Source organism: Streptomyces sp. NPDC047042 (assembly GCF_040644035.1).
GTDB lineage: Bacteria > Actinomycetota > Actinomycetes > Streptomycetales > Streptomycetaceae > Streptomyces.
Window position 1 is genome coordinate 277,983 of record NZ_JBEYVP010000002.1, and the last position, 14,252, is coordinate 292,234.

Annotated in this window: 14 protein-coding genes; 9 read left to right on the plus strand and 5 right to left on the minus strand. The window is 70.3% G+C overall.

Features of this window, described 5'->3' with window-relative positions; all coding sequences use genetic code 11:
- Nucleotides 1-65 precede the first annotated feature (65 nt).
- Nucleotides 66-419 carry a helix-turn-helix domain-containing protein gene (locus ABZ855_RS03135; protein WP_360800285.1) on the plus strand — a complete coding sequence of 118 codons (354 nt, stop codon included), beginning with the start codon at nt 66-68 and terminating at the stop codon, nt 417-419.
- A 28-nt stretch (nt 420-447) separates the two neighbouring features.
- On the opposite strand, the gene ABZ855_RS03140 is transcribed toward ABZ855_RS03135, so the two are convergent.
- From ABZ855_RS03140 to ABZ855_RS03160, 5 genes are all read right to left on the minus strand, one after another.
- The gene (locus tag ABZ855_RS03140) at nt 448-1,533 is read right to left on the minus strand and encodes a 2-oxoacid:ferredoxin oxidoreductase subunit beta (protein ID WP_360799996.1); all 1,086 of its coding nucleotides are present in this window, start codon (nt 1,531-1,533) and stop codon (nt 448-450) included.
- Nucleotides 1,526-3,478, minus strand: coding sequence for a 2-oxoacid:acceptor oxidoreductase subunit alpha (locus ABZ855_RS03145; RefSeq protein ID WP_360799999.1), 1,953 nt, complete (start codon nt 3,476-3,478; stop codon nt 1,526-1,528). The genes ABZ855_RS03140 and ABZ855_RS03145 overlap by 8 nt, the downstream gene beginning before the upstream one ends.
- A gap of 184 nt (nt 3,479-3,662) precedes the next feature.
- The gene (locus tag ABZ855_RS03150) at nt 3,663-4,322 is read right to left on the minus strand and encodes a response regulator transcription factor (RefSeq protein WP_360800288.1); all 660 of its coding nucleotides are present in this window, start codon (nt 4,320-4,322) and stop codon (nt 3,663-3,665) included.
- 192 nt (nt 4,323-4,514) lie between these two features.
- On the minus strand, nt 4,515-5,888 hold the full coding sequence (locus tag ABZ855_RS03155; RefSeq protein WP_360800002.1) for a sensor domain-containing protein: 1,374 nt from the start codon (nt 5,886-5,888) through the stop codon (nt 4,515-4,517).
- Nucleotides 5,889-6,051: 163 nt separating this feature from the next.
- Nucleotides 6,052-7,263 (minus strand): sensor domain-containing protein, encoded by a 1,212-nt coding sequence (locus ABZ855_RS03160; RefSeq protein WP_360800005.1) that lies wholly within the window; start codon nt 7,261-7,263, stop codon nt 6,052-6,054.
- Between the two features lie 198 nt (nt 7,264-7,461).
- Between ABZ855_RS03160 and ABZ855_RS03165 the strand changes: the two genes are divergently transcribed.
- From ABZ855_RS03165 to ABZ855_RS03200, 8 genes are read left to right on the plus strand one after another with little or no spacing between them, the layout of a single operon-like run.
- Entirely contained in the window at nt 7,462-7,893 is a 432-nt protein-coding gene (locus tag ABZ855_RS03165; protein ID WP_319206536.1) for an NADH-quinone oxidoreductase subunit A, read from the plus strand.
- Complete coding sequence (locus ABZ855_RS03170) at nt 7,884-8,555, plus strand: NADH-quinone oxidoreductase subunit B family protein (RefSeq protein WP_360800009.1); 672 nt, start codon at nt 7,884-7,886, stop codon at nt 8,553-8,555. Before ABZ855_RS03165 ends, ABZ855_RS03170 begins: the two co-directional genes overlap by 10 nt.
- On the plus strand, nt 8,552-9,616 hold the full coding sequence (locus ABZ855_RS03175; RefSeq protein WP_360800012.1) for an NADH-quinone oxidoreductase subunit C: 1,065 nt from the start codon (nt 8,552-8,554) through the stop codon (nt 9,614-9,616). The genes ABZ855_RS03170 and ABZ855_RS03175 overlap by 4 nt, the downstream gene beginning before the upstream one ends.
- Nucleotides 9,613-10,581: a complex I subunit 1 family protein gene (locus ABZ855_RS03180; RefSeq protein ID WP_360800015.1), complete on the plus strand. Its 969-nt coding sequence runs from the start codon at nt 9,613-9,615 to the stop codon at nt 10,579-10,581. The genes ABZ855_RS03175 and ABZ855_RS03180 overlap by 4 nt, the downstream gene beginning before the upstream one ends.
- Nucleotides 10,582-10,583: 2 nt before the next feature.
- Nucleotides 10,584-11,198 carry an NADH-quinone oxidoreductase subunit I gene (locus tag ABZ855_RS03185; RefSeq protein ID WP_360800017.1) on the plus strand — a complete coding sequence of 205 codons (615 nt, stop codon included), beginning with the start codon at nt 10,584-10,586 and terminating at the stop codon, nt 11,196-11,198.
- Nucleotides 11,195-11,887: an NADH-quinone oxidoreductase subunit J gene (locus ABZ855_RS03190; protein WP_360800020.1), complete on the plus strand. Its 693-nt coding sequence runs from the start codon at nt 11,195-11,197 to the stop codon at nt 11,885-11,887. Before ABZ855_RS03185 ends, ABZ855_RS03190 begins: the two co-directional genes overlap by 4 nt.
- The gene (nuoK, locus tag ABZ855_RS03195; RefSeq protein ID WP_360800023.1) at nt 11,887-12,261 is read left to right on the plus strand and encodes an NADH-quinone oxidoreductase subunit NuoK; all 375 of its coding nucleotides are present in this window, start codon (nt 11,887-11,889) and stop codon (nt 12,259-12,261) included. The genes ABZ855_RS03190 and nuoK overlap by 1 nt, the downstream gene beginning before the upstream one ends.
- Nucleotides 12,258-14,252 carry an NADH-quinone oxidoreductase subunit L gene (locus ABZ855_RS03200; protein ID WP_360800026.1) on the plus strand — a complete coding sequence of 665 codons (1,995 nt, stop codon included), beginning with the start codon at nt 12,258-12,260 and terminating at the stop codon, nt 14,250-14,252. The genes nuoK and ABZ855_RS03200 overlap by 4 nt, the downstream gene beginning before the upstream one ends.

Consider the following 14,252-nt stretch of genomic DNA (forward strand, 5'->3'; position numbering starts at 1 on the left):
CAGGAGCGGCAACAGGAGCGGGAACGGGAGCGGGAAGGGTGGGAGGAGGCGGCGAGCTCGAGGGCATGTGCCCGCACCGCGTCGTCCTGGAGCACGTCACCAGCCGCTGGGGTGTGCTCGTCCTCCTGGAGCTGCTGGAGCGCCCGTACCGCTTCAGCGAGCTGCGCCGGGCCATCGGCAGGGTCAGCGAGAAGATGCTCACGCAGACCCTCCAGACGCTGGAGCGCGACGGTCTGGTCCACCGGGACGCGAAGCCGGTCATCCCGCCCCGCGTCGACTACTCGCTCACCGACCTCGGCCGCGAGGCCGCCGCCCAGGTCAAGGCCCTGGCCGGCTGGACGGCGCAGCGCATGCCGGACGTCGAGGCGGCCCGCCGGGCATACGACGAGGCCCGGGCCGAGAAGGCCCGGGCCGAGTAGTCACTCGTAGCCCTTTCCGATCGTCTTTCTATCCGACGACGGTCCAGGTGTCCCCGCCGGCGAGCAGTGCTCCGAGGTCGCCCTTGCCGTTCTGGACAATCGCCGTGTCGAGCTGCTCGGCCATCTGCGTGTCGTAGACCGGCCGGTCGACGGAGCGGAAGACGCCGATGGGTGTGTGGTGCAGGGTGTCCGGGTCGGCGAGCCGGGAAAGCGCGAACGCGGTGGTCGGGGACGCGGTGTGCGCGTCGTGCACGAGCACCTCGCCCTCGTTCTCGGCGGTGACGGCGACCACCTTCAGATCGCCGGTCGCCCGGTCCCGTACGACACCCTTGGCGCCGTCGGCCCCGAAGCGGATCGGCTGCCCGTGCTCCAGCCGGATCACCGCCTCCTCGGCCTGCTGCTTGTCCTTGAGGACCTCGAAGGCGCCGTCGTTGAAGATGTTGCAGTTCTGGTAGATCTCGACGAGGGCTGTGCCAGGGTGCGCGGCTGCCTCGCGCAGCACGCCGGTGAGGTGCTTGCGGTCGGAGTCGACGGTACGGGCGACGAAGGACGCCTCCGCGCCGATCGCCAGCGACACCGGGTTGAAGGGCGCGTCCAGCGACCCCATGGGCGTCGACTTGGTGATCTTGCCGACCTCGCTGGTGGGCGAGTACTGGCCCTTGGTCAGCCCGTAGATCCGGTTGTTGAAGAGCAGGATCTTGAGGTTGACGTTGCGCCGCAGGGCGTGGATCAGGTGGTTGCCGCCGATGGAGAGGGCGTCGCCGTCACCGGTGACGACCCACACGGACAGGTCACGTCGGCTGGAGGCGAGCCCGGTGGCGATCGCGGGCGCGCGGCCGTGGATGGAGTGCATCCCGTAGGTGTTCATGTAGTACGGGAAGCGGGAGGAGCACCCGATCCCGGACACGAAGACGATGTTCTCCTTCGCCAGCCCCAGCTCGGGCATGAAACCCTGGACGGCGGCGAGGACCGCGTAGTCCCCGCAGCCGGGGCACCAGCGCACCTCCTGGTCGGACTTGAAGTCCTTCATGGACTGCCTGGCCTCGGCCTTGGGCACCAGAGTGAGTGCCTCGATCGAGCCGGTGGCGGCGCCTTCCGCTGACGTCTCAGCCATCGATGGCCTCCTTGAGAGCCGTGGCGAGCTGTTCGGCCTTGAACGGCATACCGTTGACCTGGTTGTACGAGTGGGCGTCCACCAGGTACTTCGCCCGGATCAGCGTGGCGAGCTGGCCGAGGTTCATCTCGGGGATCACGACCTTGTCGTAGCGCCTGAGCACCTCGCCGAGATTGCGTGGGAACGGATTGAGGTGGCGCAGATGGGCCTGCGCGATCGCCTCTCCGGCCGTCCGCAGCCGGCGTACCGCCGCGGTGATCGGCCCGTAGGTGGAACCCCAGCCCAGCACCAGGGTGTCGGCCGCGGCGGACGGGTCGTCGACCGTCAGATCCGGTACGTCGATGCCGTCGATCTTGGCCTGCCGGGTACGGACCATCAGGTCGTGGTTGGCCGGGTCGTACGAGATGTTGCCCGTGCCGTCCTGCTTCTCGATGCCGCCGATACGGTGTTCGAGTCCGGGGGTGCCGGGGATGGCCCACGGGCGGGCGAGGGTCTGCGGGTCCCGCTTGTAGGGCCAGAAAACCTCGGTGCCGTCGTCAAGGGTGTGGTTGGGCCCCTGCGCGAACCGCACCCGCAGATCGGGGAGTTCGTCGACCTCGGGGATGCGCCAGGGCTCGGAGCCGTTGGCGAGGTACCCGTCGGAGAGCAGGAAGACCGGAGTGCGGTAGGTGAGGGCGATACGGGCGGCCTCGATGGCGGCGTCGAAGCAGTCGGCGGGTGTGCGCGGAGCCACGATCGGAACCGGCGCCTCGCCGTTGCGGCCGAACATGGCCTGAAGGAGATCGGCCTGCTCGGTCTTGGTCGGCAGCCCGGTGGAGGGCCCGCCCCGCTGGATGTCGATGACCAGCAAGGGCAGTTCCAGTGACACCGCGAGCCCGATGGTCTCGGACTTCAGCGCCACGCCCGGACCGGAGGTGGTGGTGACGGCCAGCGACCCGCCGAAGGCGGCGCCCAACGCGGCCCCGATCCCGGCGATCTCGTCCTCGGCCTGGAAGGTGCGGACCCCGAAGTTCTTGTGTCTGCTCAGCTCGTGCAGGATGTCCGAGGCCGGCGTGATCGGATAGGAGCCCAGGTAGAGGGGCAGATCAGCCTGCTGACTGGCCGCGATGAGCCCGTACGACAGGGCCAGGTTCCCGGAGATGTTGCGATAGGTGCCGGTGGGGAACGCGGTCGAGGCCGGCGCGACCTCGTAACTGACGGCGAAGTCCTCGGTCGTCTCCCCGAAGTTCCAACCGGCCCTGAACGCGGCGAGGTTGGCGGCCGCGATCTCGGGCTTCTTGGCGAACTTGGCCGCCAGGAACTTCTCGGTGCCCTCGGTCGGCCGGTGGTACATCCACGACAGCAGCCCCAGCGCGAACATGTTCTTGCTGCGCTCGGCCTCTTTGCGGGAGAGCGCGAACTCCTTGAGCGCCTCCACCGTGAGGGTGGTCAGCGGCACCGGATGCAGGCTGTACCCGTCGAGCGAACCGTCCTCCAGCGGACTGGCCGCGTACCCCACCTTCTGCATGGCCCGCTTGGTGAACTCGTCCGTGTTGACGATGATCTCCGCGCCGCGCGGCACATCGGCGAGGTTCGCCTTCAGCGCGGCCGGATTCATCGCCACGAGCACGTTCGGCGCGTCCCCCGGCGTCAGGATGTCGTGGTCGGCGAAATGCAGCTGGAAAGACGAAACGCCCGGCAGGGTGCCTGCGGGCGCTCGGATCTCGGCCGGGAAGTTCGGCAGAGTGGACAGATCGTTCCCGAAGGACGCGGTCTCGGAGGTGAAGCGGTCCCCCGTGAGCTGCATCCCGTCCCCGGAGTCCCCCGCGAACCGAATAATCACCCGATCGAGGCGGCGTACGGCCTTGACGCCCGCCGCGTTGCGCTGTTCTCCCACAACGGCTCCGACCTCAGAGCCGGCCTTCTCCGCTGAACTGTCCGCTGGACTGCTGACCTGGCTGGTCACTGAACTGGACCTCCTTCGAGGCGGCGGCCTGGGAGCGGTCCTCCCGCGGACCCTCCCAGGATCAACAGTACGTCGGTAAGGGCGACCTTCCCTTGACGATCGCATGATGGACGCCTGTTTGAGACGGTTGGGCGCCCCGAGTTGTCATGAATTGCCGCCCCGACGCTGACACGGTGTCAGGTGATCACGAGTTGAGGTAGGTCAGAACGGCCAGAACACGCCGGTGATCGCCGTCGCTCGGGGACAGCCCCAGCTTCAGGAAGATGTTGCTGACGTGCTTCTCGACGGCACCGTCACTGACGACGAGCTGCCGTGCGACGGCCGAATTGGTCCGGCCCTCGGCCATGAGCCCCAGCACCTCACGCTCCCGGGGGGTGAGCCCGGCGAGTACGTCCTGCTTACGGCTGCGGCCCAGCAGCTGGGCCACGACCTCCGGATCGAGCGCGGTACCCCCCTGGGCGACCCGCACCACCGCGTCCACGAACTCCCGCACCTCGGCGACCCGGTCCTTCAGCAGATACCCCACGCCCCGGCTGGACCCGGCGAGCAGCTCGGTCGCGTACCGCTCCTCCACGTACTGCGACAGCACGAGCACACCGAGCTCCGGATGCGATTTCCGCAGCTGTACGGCGGCCCGGACCCCTTCGTCCGTATGGGTGGGCGGCATCCGCACATCCGCCACGACCACGTCCGGGAGCTCGTCCTGCGCGGCGAGCTCGGTGATGGTCTTGATCAGCGCGCCCCCGTCACCCACCCCGGCGACGACGTCATGTCCGCGGTCGGTCAACAACCTGGTCAGGCCCTCCCTGAGCAGCACCGAATCCTCGGCGATGACCACCCGCACCCTGTCCTCCACGATCCCGGCCCCCCATGCCCCGTCCGAACACCAGGGACCAGCATCGCACTGCCGACCTGTCCGGCGTCCGGCGTTCGAGAACGAGCGCGTTCAGCGCGAAGGGGCGTCTTGGGGTGATCCCTCAGGAACTGGCTCATCCAGGCACTGGCGCATCCAGGAACTGGCTCATCCAGGAACTGGTCACCCCCTCCACGGCAGCTCCGCCGTAACCCGGGTGGGCCCACCCACCGGCGAATCCACCACCAGAATCCCGTCCACCGCGTCGAGGCGCCCCGCCAGCCCAGCCAACCCGGACCCGCCGGAGGCATCCGCGCCCCCCACCCCGTCATCCACCACCTGCAGCATCAGCCGGTTCTCCACCCGCCACACATCCACCGACGCACCCGACGCCCGCGCGTGCTTGCTCACGTTCTGCAGCAGCTCCGACACCGTGAAGTACGCGATCCCCTCGATCGCCGCCGCCGGCCGCTCCGCCAGATCCACTTCCACCCGCACCGGCACCGCACACCGGGAAGCCACCGCGGACAGCGCCGCATCCAGCCCACGGTCGGTCAGCACCGCCGGATGGATCCCGCGCGCCAGATCCCGCAGCTCCTGCAACGCCGTCTTCACCTCGCCGTGCGCCTCGTCCACCATGCGCGCCGCGGCTCGCGGATCCTCCGTGAGCTTCTCCTTCGCGAGGCCCAGATCCATTGCCAGGGCCACCAGCCGGGCCTGCGCCCCGTCGTGCAGATCCCGCTCGATACGCCGAAGATCAGCGGCGGCGGTGTCGACGACGACCCCCCGGTCGGACTCCAGCTCGACGACCCGCTTCGCCAGCCGCGACGGCCCGAGCAGCCCCTGCACCATCAGCCGGTCCACGAGGGTCAGCGCCCGCACGATCCAGGGCGTGGCCATGGTGAACAGCAGCCCGACCAGCGCGGTCACCGTGATCTCGAACGGGTTGTCGAGGTAGATGTTGTGGGTCTCGTCGCCGTACAGCTGGAGACCGTCCTGTCCGCCGTACATCGGGAACAGCCAGAACCACAGCGGGTAGGTGAGCAGCGCCCAGCCGTACACCCAGAACGTCACCGCGACCATGAACGAGAACATCGCCCACGGCAGATGCAGCACCGAGAACAGCAGATGCCGCCACGAGGTACCGCTCTTCAGCACGGCCCCCATCCAGCCCGTCGCCCCGGACTTGCGCGCACGCACCGGCTCCGGTTCCGGCATCTCGAGCCCGAGCAGCCCGCGCGCCATCTTCCGCTCCAGCACGCCGAATCCCCGGCACCCGGCCAGACCCAGGGCCAGCACCGGAATCCCGAGGAAGGTGATGAGGAGAATCGAACCGGTGAGCGCAAAGGTGAAGGCGTAGGAGAACATCAGCACGCTGACCGGCAGGCTCAGGAGCACATAGCCGAGCTCCCGCCAACTCCGCGCCTCGACGGGCGCCCGCAGGGCGGCCGGCAACCGGGGCCGCCGCCCCTGCCCGGCGCCCCCGTCGGCCGCCCCGTGGAATCCGGCCCCGGGGCCGCCCCGCTGCCCGTACCCCTGCCCGTACTCCATGGTCATGGTCCCCGTCCGTTCCACTGGTCGTCTGGTCGTCTGGTCAGATGTCAGATGTCTGATCGCCTGATCGGCTCGTCTGCCATCAGCCTGCTCGCACCGAGCCCCACGGACCATGGAGCACGTAGGCGTCTTCCCCCGGGGGTTTTCCCTACCTACGCCCGGACACCTACGCCTCGACCCGTTCCCGCCACGGCAGTTCGGCCGTGACCGTCGTGGGCCCGCCCTCGGGCGACTCGATGACGAACAGCCCGTCCACCGCGCCCAGCCGCTCCGCCAGCCCCGCCATCCCCGTACCGCCGTCCAGCCGAGCCCCGCCGCGCCCGTCGTCCCAGACCTGGATCAGCAGCCGGTCGTCGGTACGCCAGACGTCGACAGACGCGTTCCGCGCACCGCTGTGCTTGCTGATGTTCTGGAGCAGCTCGGAGACCGTGAAATAGGCGATCCCCTCGATGGCGGCGGCCGGCCTGGCCGGCAGATCGGCGGTCACCTGCACCGGCACGGTGCACCGCGAGGCCACCGAGGACAGCGCCGCGTCCAGCCCGCGGTCGGTCAGTACGGCCGGATGGATCCCGCGCGCCAGATCCCGCAGCTCCTGCAGCGCGAGCTTCACCTCGCCGTGCGCCTCCTCGACCATCGCGGCCACGTGTTCGTCGGCCTGCCCCTCGAGCAGCTTCTCCTTGGCCAGCCCGAGCCCCATCGCGAGGTTCACGAGCCGGGCCTGCGCCCCGTCGTGCAGATCGCGTTCGATACGCCGAAGATCAGCGGCGGCGGTGTCGACGACGACCCCCCGGTCGGACTCCAGTTCGGCGATACGGCGTTCCAGCTCGTCGGAGGGGGACAACAGCCCGCGCACCATCGCCCGGTCCACGTTCGTGAGCCCCCGGGCCAGGAACGGCAGCACCGGCCACAGCACGAAAAGCGACACGAGCACGAGGGAGAAGGTGAAGACGCCCCACGGCAGCCGGACGAAGTCGTACAGCATGGTGCGCCAGCCGACCGGGTCCTTCAGCGCCAGCATCATCCGCCCGAAGAACCCGAGCTTCCGGCCTCGGCCACCCCGCCCGCCCCCCAGCGGCAGCGGACTCGGCTCGTCCACCTGAACCCCGAGCAACGCCCTGGCCCGCGCCCGCTCGAACCGGCCCAGCACACGTGCGCCCAGCAGCCCGGCGGCGAGCATCGGAAGACCGATCACCGTGAGGGTGAGGAAGGAACCCACACTCACGACGGTCACCACGTACACAAACCCGAACAACGCCATCGGCAGGTTGGCCAGGAGGTGAACGATCTCCTTCCACGTGCGCGGGTCGAGGGCGAAACGGACAGGGGGCAGTCGTTCGCCCTCGGTTTCCGCGCTGGTGGCGGTCATACGTGCGGTCATGCCCGCCAGCCTGCCCGCCGCCGCGTGACGGCGCCATGAGGCGGGCCGCCCCGCGACCCGGGGGAAAACCCCACCTTGTACGCGATCTCGGGCATGGCCATGTGTGACGGGCTGCTTACGGTCTCTTTAGCAGGCCCTAGACTCCCGTCCGTACGGATCTCCGACAGATCTCACGAGGCCAGGGAGCGAGGGACGGACATGCCGGTACCGACCGCCGCAGCCACGACGGGGTACACGGAGTACCCGGAACACATCGCAGCGTCGGAGTACTTCCACTCCTACTCCGTCGTAGGACTGCTCGCCGCCGTCGGCGTGCTCTTCGTCGCGGTCGCCTTCGGGGCGGGCCGACTGCTGCGCCCCGTGGTCCCGACCCCCGAGAAACTCCTCACGTACGAGTGCGGTGTCGACCCCGTCGGCGAGGGCTGGGCCCACACCCAGGTCCGCTACTACGTCTACGCCTTCCTCTACGTCATCTTCGCCGTCGACTCGATCTTCCTGTTCCCCTGGGCGACCGTCTTCGCGGCCCCCGGCTACGGCGCGGCCACCCTCGTCGAGATGTTCGTCTTCCTCGGCTTCCTGGCCGTTGGCCTGCTCTACGCATACAAGAAGGGCGTCCTGACATGGACGTGACGCCAGAAACGAACCCGCTGGAGCCCGCCGCGCCCGCGCCGGTCCCGGCCTCCGAGCCGGCGCCCACGCCTGTGTCCGCGCCCGTGCTGCTGCCGGAGCCGAAGCGCCTGGGCGCCCTGGCCCGCCTGGCCCCCGAGCCCATGAAGGTGGTCCTGAACTGGGGCCGCCGCTATTCGCTCTGGGTCTTCAACTTCGGCCTCGCCTGCTGCGCGATCGAGTTCATCGCCGCGTCCATGGCCCGTCACGACTTCATCCGCCTCGGCGTGATCCCCTTCGCCCCCGGACCGCGCCAGGCCGACCTGATGGTGGTCTCCGGCACGGTCACGGACAAGATGGCCCCAGCGGTACGGCGCCTGTACGAACAGATGCCCGAACCCAAATACGTCATCTCCTTCGGTGCGTGCAGCAACTGCGGCGGCCCGTACTGGGACTCCTACTCCGTGACGAAGGGCGTCGACCAGATCATCCCGGTCGACGTGTACGTCCCCGGCTGCCCGCCCCGCCCCGAGGCGCTGCTCCAGGGCATCCTCAAACTCCAGGAGAAGATCGCCCGCGAGTCCCTGGGTGAGCGGTACGCGTCCGGACAGGCGGCGCGCCCGTCCCCGGCCGCGCTCCAGAGCCCCCTGGTGAAGCCGCCGGCTGCGGGGGAGGCCGGCAGATGACGACCACCGGCTGGCTGCCCGCCCCCACCGAGGAACTCTTCGGTACGGAGTCCACGGCCGAGGAGTCCTACGACGTCCTGACCGTCGACGTCCCCCCGGCATCCTGGACCTCGGCCCTGCTGACAGCACGCGACCTCCTCTCCTGCACCTACTTCGACTGGCTCAGCGCGGTCGACGAACCGGGCACCGGCTTCCGCGTCGCCGCCCACGTCGTCGCCCTCACCCCGGTCCGCCGACTCCTCGTACGGACGACAGTCCCGCACGAGTCCCCTGTGCTCCCCTCCCTCGTGAACGTCTACGCGGGCGCCGCCTGGCACGAACGCGAGACCCACGAGATGTTCGGCGTACGTTTCGAGGGCCACCCCGGCCTGGACCACCTCCTCCTCCCCGAGAACTTCGAGGGCCACCCCCTCCGCAAGGACTTCGTCCTCGCGGCCCGCGTCGCGAAGGCCTGGCCGGGCGCGAAGGAACCGGGGGAGTCGGAACACGGTGGGCCCAAGCGCCGCCAGATGCTCCCGCCCGGCGTCCCCGACCCCAACGAGTGGGGCCCCCTGAAGGGCCAGCTCCCCCCGGCCCCGACCCGCCCGGCCCGCGCCGCCACCGCCCGAGCCACAGGCGACCGCCCGGTACGCCGCACCCGAACAGCCTCGGACGGCTCGGCAAGCCAGACCCCGACAAGCCAGACCCCGACAGCCCAGCCCCAGGAAGCCCGGCCCCCGGCGACCGAGGGTGCACCCGCGGGGGGTGCATCTGAGGAGGGCACGCCCACGACGGGCACGCCCACGACGGGCACGCCCACGACGGGCACGCCCACCGCACCCCGTCGAGCGCGCAGCGCGAGCCAGGGATCGGCTTCCCAGCGCCCACGGCCACCGGCGACCGAGGCTCCCGAGACACCACCCACGGCCGACGCCCCTTGGCACCACGCCCGCCCCGCCTTCGACGAACCCACCCCGAAGGCCACGGACCCGGCCGAACCCCCCGCCCCTGAAGAGGCCACCCCCGAGAACCCCACCCCCGAGAACCCCACCCCCGAGAACCCCTCAGGAGGCTCGCAGTGAACGACGCGCTCGACGTCGCCCTGCGACTCCTGATCGTCTTCGTCGTCTTCCTCACCTTCCCCCTGATCGTCGGTCAGACCGAACACAAGGTGATGGCCCACATGCAGGGCCGCCTCGGCCCGATGTACGCCGGCGGCTTCCACGGCTGGGCCCAACTCGTCGCGGACGGCGTCAAGTTCGCGCAGAAGGAAGATGTCGTCCCGGCCGACGCCGACCGCCGAGTCTTCCAGCTCGCCCCCGCCGTCGCCCTCCTTCCGTACCTTCTCGTCCTCCTCGCCATCCCGATCGGCCCGGGCGACGGCGCCGTGGGCGAGGTCGTCGACGCGGGCATCTTCTTCGTCCTCGCCGTCATGGGCGTCGGCGTCCTCGGCTCGCTCATGGCCGGCTGGGCGTCGGCCAACAAGTTCTCCCTCCTGGGCGGCCTGCGCACCGCCGCCCAACTCCTCGCCTACGAACTCCCGATGCTGCTCACCGCGGCCTCGGTCGCGATGGCCGCCGGAACCGTCTCGATCCCCGGCATCCTCGACGCCTTCCAGTGGTGGTGGCTGCCCTGGCAGATCGTCGGCGCGATCGTCTTCTTCGTGGCCGGCCTCGCCGAACTCCAGCGGCCCCCCTTCGACATGCCGGTGGCCGACTCGGAGATCATCTTCGGCGCCTACACCGAGTACACCGGCCTCCGCTTCGCTCTCTTCCTCCTCGCCGAATACGCCGGAATCGTCGTCCTGTGCGGCCTGACCACCGTCCTCTTCCTGGGCGGCTGGCACGGTCCCTGGGCCGCCGACGGCCTGGGCTGGGTCTGGACCCTCCTGAAGACGGCAGTGCTGGCCTTCGTCGTGATCTGGCTGCGCGTCACCTACCCCCGCCTGCGCGAGGACCAGCTGCAAAAGCTCTCCTGGACCCTCCTCGTCCCCCTCTCCCTAGCCCAGATCGCCCTCACCGGCATCGTGAAGGTGGTGATCTCGTAACCATGGCTGAACCTCTCCCGCCCGCCGGGTCCCGCATCCCCGGCCTCGGCCTGGCCAAGGGCCTGGCCGTCACCCTCCGCACGATGACGAAGAAGACCGTCACCGCGCAGTACCCGGACGCCCAGCCCGACCTCCCGCCCCGCTCACGCGGAGTCATCGGCCTCTTCGAGGAGAACTGCACAGTCTGCATGCTGTGCGCCCGCGAGTGCCCCGACTGGTGCATCTACATCGACTCCCACAAGGAGACGGTCCCGGCCGCCGCCCCCGGTGGCCGCGAGCGCAGCCGTAACGTCCTCGACCGTTTCGCCATCGACTTCTCCCTCTGCATGTACTGCGGTATCTGCATCGAGGTGTGTCCCTTCGACGCCCTCTTCTGGTCCCCGGAGTTCGAGTACGCCGAGACCGACATCCACGAACTCACCCACGAACGCGACAAGCTCCGCGAGTGGATGTGGACGGTCCCGGCCCCACCCGCCCTCGACCCCGCCGCCGAGGAACCGAAGGAGATCGCCGCAGCCCGCAAGACCGCGGAGAAGCTGGCCGCCGCGACGCAGGCCCAGACTGCCGAGCCCACCGAGTCGACCGAGCCCGCCGATCCCCAGGGAGGAGACTCGTGACCCTCACCGCAGCCACCACCGCGGCGCACGCCACGACCGCCACCTCCGAAACCCACGGCTTCCTCTCCCCGACCGGCGTCGAGATCGCCTTCCTCCTCGTCGGCCTCGTCACCTTCGGCGCCGCCCTCGTCACCGTCACCACCCGGCAGCTGGTGCACGCCGCCCTGTGGCTGGTGGTGGCCCTCGGCGGCCTCGCCGTCGAATACCTCCTCCTCACGGCCGAGTTCATCGCCTGGGTACAGGTCCTCATCTACGTCGGATCCATCGTCGTTCTCCTCCTCTTCGGTCTGATGCTCACCAAGGCCCCCATCGGCCGCTCCCCGGACGCCGACTCCGGCAACAGGTGGGCCGCCCTCGCCGTGGCCGTCGCCTCCGCCGCCGCACTGGTCTGGGTGGTCGTCGACGCCTTCCGCACGACGTGGATCGACCTGGACGGCGCCCCCGCCGGCTCCACCGCCGTCACCGGCGCGAGCCTCTTCCAGAACTGGGTCCTCCCCTTCGAGGCCCTCTCCGTCCTTCTCCTCGCGGCCCTGGTCGGGGCGATCGTCCTGTCCCGCAAGTCGAAGGCGGAGTCGAGCTCTCCCCCTGTGAACTCCCGGGCCGCGACCGATGGTTCCCCATCTGTCCCGGATTCCCGGAATCACCCGATCGAGCGAACCGACCCGGCCGAGCAGGAAGGCGCCCGCTGATGCACCTCGCCTATCCCGCCGTACTCTCCGCCCTCCTCTTCTGCACCGGCCTCTACGGCGTTCTGGCCCGCCGCAACGCGATCCTGGTCCTGATGTCCGTCGAGCTGATGCTCAACGCCGTCAACCTCAACCTCGTCGCCTTCGACGTCTGGCTCAGCAGGACCGCCCGGGAGACCCTGCACTCCGGGCAGGCCCTCACCCTGTTCACCATCGCCATCGCCGCCGCCGAGATCGGCATCGGCCTGGCGATCGTCCTCGCCGTCCACCGGGGCCGCGGCACCGCGGACATCGACAAGCTCCGCGACACCGCCGAGCCGCACGGCCCCGACGAAGCCGCCCTCACGGAAGACGAGAAGGCTGAGGCCACCGCGTGACCACGACCACCCTCGCCGTCCTCGTCCCCCTCCTCCCGTTCCTGGGCGCCGCGGCCGGCCTGCTCCTGGGCCGCACCGCCCCCGGCTTCGTACGCCCCCTCGCCGTACTGCCGCCCCTCACGGCACTCGCCTTCGCCGTGATCGTCGCCGCACGCCAGGGCGGCGACCGGGCCGTCGACGCCACCACCGAACTCACCCCCACCGGCTCGGTCCCCGTCGAACTCGCCCTGCACATCGACGGCTTCGCCGCCCTCGTCGCCGTCCTGGTCGCCCTCGTCGCGACCTGCGTGCAGATCTACTCGACGGGCTACCTGCGCGACGACCCGCGCTACCCCTCGTACGCCGCTCTCGTCTCCCTCTTCACCTCCGCGATGCTGCTCGTCGTCTACTCCGGCGACCTGATGGTGCTGCTGGTCGGCTGGGAGATCATGGGCATCTGCTCCTACTTCCTGGTCGGCCACTACTGGGAGACGCCGGAAGCCCGCGCCGCCTCCCTCAAAGCCTTCCTCGTCACCAAACTCGGTGATGTCCCCTTCCTGATCGGCCTGTTCGCGCTGGCCACCGACGCCGGGTCCTTCCGGATCACGAAGATCCTCGCCACCGTCGCGACCGGTGGACTCGACCACCCGACGCTGGTCGCCCTGCTGCTCCTGGCCGGCGTGGCGGGCAAGTCGGCGCAGTTCCCGCTGCACACCTGGCTCCCCGACGCGATGGCGGGCCCCACTCCCGTCTCCGCGCTGATCCACGCCGCGACGATGGTCGCCGCCGGTGTCTACTTCATCGCCCGCCTCCTCCCGGTCTTCGCGGCCTCCGCGGCCGCACTGGTCGTCCTCGCCGTCATGGCCGCCGTCACGATGGCCGGCTCCGCCCTCGCCGCCCTCGCCCAGGACGACATCAAGCGCGTCCTCGCCTACTCGACGATCGGCCAGCTCGGCTACATGACCGGCGCCCTCGCCGTCGGCGACCGCGGTGCCGCCGTCTTCCACCTCCTCACCCACGGCGCCTTCAAGGCGCTGCTCTTCCTCGCCGCCGGCGTGATCATCCACGCCGCCGGCACCAACTCGCTGGCCGCCATGTCCCGCATGGGCCACCTGCGCGACCGCGTCCCCGACGCCTACTGGACGATGACCGTGGCGCTCCTGGCCCTCGCCGCGATCCCGCCCTTCAGCGGCTTCTTCTCCAAGGAGTCCGTCCTCGGCGCCGCCGAACACGTCACCGCCGGCCAGGGCGAGGGCATCCCCGAGGCCGCCGGCTGGATCGTCCTCATCTCCGGCCTGGTCTCGGCCCTGCTCACCGCGGCCTACGCCACCCGCCTGTGGCTGCTCGCCTTCCGTGGCCGCGGCCCCGACGCCCCCGACCACGGCAGGCAGCCCGTCGCGATGACCGCGGTGCTCTGGGTGCTCGCGGTCCCGTCCCTCGCCCTGGGCGGGTTCGCCTACGGCAGGCTGCCCGACTGGTTCGACGGCCACGACCTGAACCCGACCCTCACCACTTCCGTCCTCGGCACGGGAGTGGCCCTGGTCGGCGGCATCGTCACCTACGGAGCCTGGCGCCACACCACCGCGACGGCGGCCCGAGTCCCCCTGGGCGCGGTCGCCGCCCACCCGGACGCCGACGGCGGCCTGGTCGAGGCCGAGGCCATCGCCACCCACACCCCCGCCTACGGAGACATGGCCGGCGCACCCGACCCGGCGGACCCCGGCCGCCTCCTGCTCGGCCCGTTGCACCGCCACGCGGCCGTCGGCTTCCACCTGGACGCGCTGTACACGGCGCTGTTCGTCCGCCCGGTCCAGGCCGGCGCGACCCTCGTCCGGTTCCTCGACCGTGAGGTCGTCGACACCTACGTACGCGGTGCCAGTGCCGTGCCCCGCCTGCTGGGTACCGCCGTACGGCGCGCCCAGACCGGCAACGTCCAGACCTATGTGAGCGCGCTGCTCGCCGGCACCGTCGTCCTGGTGGTCGCCGTCCTCCTCGTCGCCACGGGAGCGTGA

Bases quoted from the DNA above. Each gene is read 5' to 3' on its own strand.
- ABZ855_RS03175 (WP_360800012.1), top strand. From the start codon at position 8,552: ATGACGACCACCGGCTGGCTGCCCGCCCCCACCGAGGAACTCTTCGGT.
- ABZ855_RS03170 (WP_360800009.1), top strand. From the start codon at position 7,884: ATGGACGTGACGCCAGAAACGAACCCGCTGGAGCCCGCCGCGCCCGCG.
- ABZ855_RS03160 (WP_360800005.1), bottom strand. From the start codon at position 7,263: ATGACCGCACGTATGACCGCCACCAGCGCGGAAACCGAGGGCGAACGA.
- ABZ855_RS03135 (WP_360800285.1), top strand. From the start codon at position 66: ATGTGCCCGCACCGCGTCGTCCTGGAGCACGTCACCAGCCGCTGGGGT.
- ABZ855_RS03185 (WP_360800017.1), top strand. From the start codon at position 10,584: ATGGCTGAACCTCTCCCGCCCGCCGGGTCCCGCATCCCCGGCCTCGGC.
- ABZ855_RS03155 (WP_360800002.1), bottom strand. From the start codon at position 5,888: ATGACCATGGAGTACGGGCAGGGGTACGGGCAGCGGGGCGGCCCCGGG.
- nuoK (WP_360800023.1), top strand. From the start codon at position 11,887: ATGCACCTCGCCTATCCCGCCGTACTCTCCGCCCTCCTCTTCTGCACC.
- ABZ855_RS03140 (WP_360799996.1), bottom strand. From the start codon at position 1,533: ATGGCTGAGACGTCAGCGGAAGGCGCCGCCACCGGCTCGATCGAGGCA.
- ABZ855_RS03165 (WP_319206536.1), top strand. From the start codon at position 7,462: ATGCCGGTACCGACCGCCGCAGCCACGACGGGGTACACGGAGTACCCG.